This is a genomic window from Methylobacterium tarhaniae, from assembly GCF_001043955.1.
Classification (GTDB): domain Bacteria; phylum Pseudomonadota; class Alphaproteobacteria; order Rhizobiales; family Beijerinckiaceae; genus Methylobacterium; species Methylobacterium tarhaniae.
Genome location: NZ_LABZ01000322.1, coordinates 1 through 3,614 on the forward strand (window position 1 = coordinate 1; position 3,614 = coordinate 3,614).

At 73.8% G+C, this 3,614-nt stretch carries 6 protein-coding genes and 1 pseudogene; 4 read left to right on the plus strand and 3 right to left on the minus strand.

Annotated features, from left to right (window positions below; all coding sequences use genetic code 11):
* Together VQ03_RS29585 and VQ03_RS29590 are read left to right on the plus strand one after the other, a co-directional pair.
* Positions 1-376, plus strand: a 376-nt coding sequence (locus VQ03_RS29585) for a sensor histidine kinase (RefSeq protein WP_048454513.1), incomplete at its 5' end; no start/stop codon positions are given.
* A complete protein-coding gene (locus VQ03_RS29590) occupies positions 373-1,062 on the plus strand; it encodes a response regulator transcription factor (RefSeq protein ID WP_048454514.1) in 690 nt (229 codons plus the stop codon). The genes VQ03_RS29585 and VQ03_RS29590, both read left to right, overlap by 4 nt.
* Here VQ03_RS29590 and VQ03_RS29595 read toward each other — a convergent pair.
* A complete protein-coding gene (locus tag VQ03_RS29595) occupies positions 1,038-1,262 on the minus strand; it encodes a hypothetical protein (RefSeq protein WP_157064318.1) in 225 nt (74 codons plus the stop codon). The genes VQ03_RS29590 and VQ03_RS29595 overlap by 25 nt on opposite strands.
* Before the next feature lie 226 nt (positions 1,263-1,488).
* Positions 1,489-1,851 carry a hypothetical protein gene (locus tag VQ03_RS29600; protein ID WP_048454516.1) on the minus strand — a complete coding sequence of 121 codons (363 nt, stop codon included), beginning with the start codon at positions 1,849-1,851 and terminating at the stop codon, positions 1,489-1,491.
* A 263-nt stretch (positions 1,852-2,114) separates the two neighbouring features.
* On the opposite strand from VQ03_RS29600, the gene VQ03_RS29605 reads away from it, so the two are divergent.
* Positions 2,115-2,411 (plus strand): hypothetical protein, encoded by a 297-nt coding sequence (locus VQ03_RS29605; RefSeq protein ID WP_048454517.1) that lies wholly within the window; start codon positions 2,115-2,117, stop codon positions 2,409-2,411.
* 52 nt (positions 2,412-2,463) lie between these two features.
* Here the strand turns inward: VQ03_RS29605 and VQ03_RS29610 are convergent, their stop codons facing one another.
* Positions 2,464-3,060, minus strand: coding sequence for a helix-turn-helix domain-containing protein (locus VQ03_RS29610; protein ID WP_048454519.1), 597 nt, complete (start codon positions 3,058-3,060; stop codon positions 2,464-2,466).
* A 241-nt stretch (positions 3,061-3,301) separates the two neighbouring features.
* Here VQ03_RS29610 and VQ03_RS29615 point away from each other — a divergent pair.
* Positions 3,302-3,614: pseudogene (locus VQ03_RS29615) on the plus strand (hypothetical protein); the annotation flags it as partial.

Consider the following 3,614-nt stretch of genomic DNA (forward strand, 5'->3'; position numbering starts at 1 on the left):
CGACGCGGTGCTGATGGAGCAGGTGCTGTTCAACCTCCTCGACAACGCCGCCAAATACGCCCCCGAGGGCAGCCTGGTGCGGATCGAGGGGCAGCGCGAGGGCGACGTGGTGCGCCTGGCGATCCTCGACGAGGGCGAGGGCATCCCGGAGGGCGACGAGGAGCGGATCTTCGACACCTTCTACCGGGTGCGCAAGAGCGACCGGGTCCGGGCCGGGACGGGCCTCGGCCTTGCCATCTCCCGCGGCTTCGTCGAGGCGATGGGCGGGCGGATCGCCGCCCGCAACCGGGCCGACCGGCCGGATCCCGCTTTCCCGGGTGCCGCCTTCACCCTGACCCTGCCGGTGCCCCGCGCCGCCCTGGACGATGCCGCATGACCAACGCTCTCCGCATCCTGGTGATCGACGACGAGCCGCCGATCCGGCGGCTCCTGCGCGTGGGCCTCGGCAGCCAGGGCTACGAGGTGGCCGAGGCCCCGAACGGGCAGGCCGCCCTGGACATCCTGGAGCGCGAGACCGTCGCGCTCGCGATCCTCGATCTCGGCCTGCCGGACATCCGGGGGCACGACCTCCTGGCGCGGATCCGGGCGGCGCGCCCCGACCTGCCGGTGATCGTGCTGTCGAGCCGGGACGACGAGGCCGGCAAGGTCGAGGCCCTCGATCTCGGGGCGGACGACTACGTCACCAAGCCCTTCGGCATGAACGAGCTGCTCGCGCGGATGCGCACGGCCCTGCGCCACCAGCTCGCGGTCGGCGGCGAGCGCCCGGTCTTCCGGGCCGGCGACCTCTCGGTCGACCTGGTGCGCCGGATCGTGCGCGTGGCCGAGCGCGAGGTGAAGCTCTCGCCCAAGGAATACGATGTGCTGCGCCTGCTGGTGCACCATGCCGGCAAGGTGCTCACCCATGCCCACCTGCTGCGCGAGGTCTGGGGTTCGGCGGCCGACCCGCAATATCTCCGGGTCTACGTGCGCCAGCTGCGCCAGAAGCTCGAGCCCGAGCCGGAGCGCCCGCGCTACATCCTGACCGAGACCGGGGTGGGCTACCGGATGCGGGCGCCGGATTGATCCGGCAATCCGGCCGGCGCCGGTCCGGGAGCGCGGCCCGGCGCGGCCCGCTCCGGGCCGGAGGGCGCCCGTGCCCCGTCCTCCGGCGCGCGCCGCACCCAGGCGTCGAGGGCCCAGCCGATGCCGCGGCCGGCGGCGGCCACGAAGGCCAGCGACCCGGCGAGGTGGAGGAAGAGCGGCGCGTTCGACATGCTGGGCACCCGGTGGATCCCTGGTCTCTCGGCTGGGTCCCCGGCGGAGCCCCGGGGCGGAGGAGACCGCCGCGCCCTGCCGGGGCGCCAGTGCTCCGGCGCCACAGCGCCCCCGGCCGGGACGGCCGCCCGAGGGGAGCGGGGCCGAGCGGGGCGGCCGGTGTGGCGGCGGCGCCTCAGCCGCGGGCGCTCCCGTGCCGCCGGTCCGGGGCGTCCGGCCGGGCTTCTCGGCGAATCAGCGCGGCGCGGCGGTGTGGGGCCGGGGCGCGTGAGACCACGGCGTGAGGGTGGCCGCCAGGGTGGCGCAGCAGCGGATCGGCAGCGGGCAATCCTCCCCGGCGCCGCGGTGGCACGGGCGGCGGGCGGGCGGAGCGTCGCCTTCGTCCCGCGCCTCGCCGGCCAGGGCGGCCAGCAGCAAAGTCTCGTTGTGGTACTCGAGGCCGAGGGATACGCGCATGCCGCGCAGGACGTTCTGCTCGCGATCGGTCGGCAGCCCCTGCCGCTCCCGGCTCTCGATCAATGATGACTGCCGGACCGCCCGGTCGCACGTCGCCTCGATGTTGGACTGAACTTGGGTGAGTGCCGCCCTGACGTCCATCGTGTTTCCTGCACGATCGCATCCGCGGATCTGTCTGCGTCCGCATTGTGGATAACCTGGTGCAGGCCGAGGCGGTTGGGGAGGGGGATGACGGTTAGATGACGGCTGGCCGGCCCGGGTGTGGCCGCGACGCAACGGCCGCGCCGCGGGTTCGTGCGGTCGGACCCGCGACGCGCCGGACCGGCTCCCGCCGCCCCACAAAAAGCCATGCTCGTCTGTCTGTCTGGCTTGACGTGGTTCACATGGCCCGAGAGCGAGACCCGATGATGCAGATTGCCGCCTTCCTGGTGTTCCTGGCAATGGGCGTGACCAACCTCCTGGCGGTGCAGGCCGGGCTGACCGCGGTCCTCGGCGTGCCCGTCCTGATCGCCCTCGTGGTCGCGGTGCCGGTCTTCTACTTCCGCTTCGTCGGCTCGGCGGCGGGCATCGTCGGGGCCATTGTCGGCTGGCAGATGTCGGCGCCGATGGCGGTGCTGCTGTTCTGCTGGCCGGTGCTGGTCTACGGCTTCCTGCGCGGCGGGGCCGAGGCCCGCACCTTCCTCGCCCGGCGCGCGGCCTGACCTCCCGCGCTCGCGTCCGGCGCTGCCGCAGCTTTCAGCGCTGCCGCAGCTTTCAGCGCTGCCGCACCACGGCGACGAGGTAGCGGCAGGGCTGCCCGCTCCGGTTGGCGAAGGTGCAATCGGCCGGCGCGCCCAGCGCCAGGCAATCGCCGGCCTCGAGCACGTGGGTGGTCTCCCCCTCCTGGAACGTCAGGGTGCCGGCGAGCATCCAGATCATCTGGCGCAGGAAGGCGTAGGAGGCCGCCGGATACGAGACCTCGGCGCCCGCCGGCAGCGCCACCTCCGTGAGATCGAGGGGGATCTCCGCCATCGACGGCGAGACTTGCGGCGAGACTTGCGGCGACACTTGCCGGCGGCGATAGCCGGTCTCCGGATCGATCCAGACCGGCTGAGCCGCGGCGCGCGTGAGCTGCCCCGTCTCGCCCTCCGCCCGCGCCAGCAGGGTCGAGAGGGTGAGCCCGAAGGCCCCGGAGAGCCGGCCCAGCAGCGCGGCGGTCGGGCTCGCCTCGGCGCGTTCGACCTTGCTGATCATCGCCTTCGAGACACCGGAGCGGGCCGCGAGGTCGCCGAGCGACCAGCCCCGCGCCTCGCGCTCCAGCCGCAGCCGGCGCGCGAGGCCATCCGTGGGGTCGGGCGCGGGCGTCGTCATGAGGGCAGCATAGGGCATCCGGACGGTTCGGGCACCCGTCCTGCCGCCTCGGAGGCGTCCTCGTGGTGCCGTAAGGACACAGGACAGGCGCCGACGGCCGCCATCCCCAGCAATTTCGTCTAAGTCTTTGTCACGGACGAACTTTCCTTAGGAATCGGTGCATACTGGCCCGGTCGCGCCGCGAGTGCGCGCAGCGAGGCGGTGGAGCGTGCGGGACGGAAGCGGGCGATATGGGTTCGGCTTGGCGGCGCTCGCGGCCGTCACCATCCCGCTCGCCGTCATCGTGGCCCTCGATCCGCGCGTCAGCCTGCTGCGCCCGCACCCGACGATCGAGGCGGCGCAGGGGCCGGCCAAGGATCCGGTAAAGGATCCGGCAAGGGATTCGAGCCGGGATCCGGTTGAGGTTCCGTCCCGCCTGCAGGCCCCGCCGTCGGCGGACGCCGAGGTCGGGCCGGCGGCCGCCGAGCGGCCCTGCCCCGTCTGCCCGCCCGCGAGCCCCGAGTCCGCGCCCCCGATCCGGGGCACGTTCCCGGTCGGGGGCGCGGACTCGGGGC

Excerpts from the sequence above, each read along its gene's own strand:
- VQ03_RS29590 (WP_048454514.1), top strand. The coding sequence starts at position 373 with ATGACCAACGCTCTCCGCATCCTGGTGATCGACGACGAGCCGCCGATC.
- VQ03_RS29600 (WP_048454516.1), bottom strand. The coding sequence starts at position 1,851 with ATGGACGTCAGGGCGGCACTCACCCAAGTTCAGTCCAACATCGAGGCG.
- VQ03_RS29605 (WP_048454517.1), top strand. The coding sequence starts at position 2,115 with ATGATGCAGATTGCCGCCTTCCTGGTGTTCCTGGCAATGGGCGTGACC.
- VQ03_RS29610 (WP_048454519.1), bottom strand. The coding sequence starts at position 3,060 with ATGACGACGCCCGCGCCCGACCCCACGGATGGCCTCGCGCGCCGGCTG.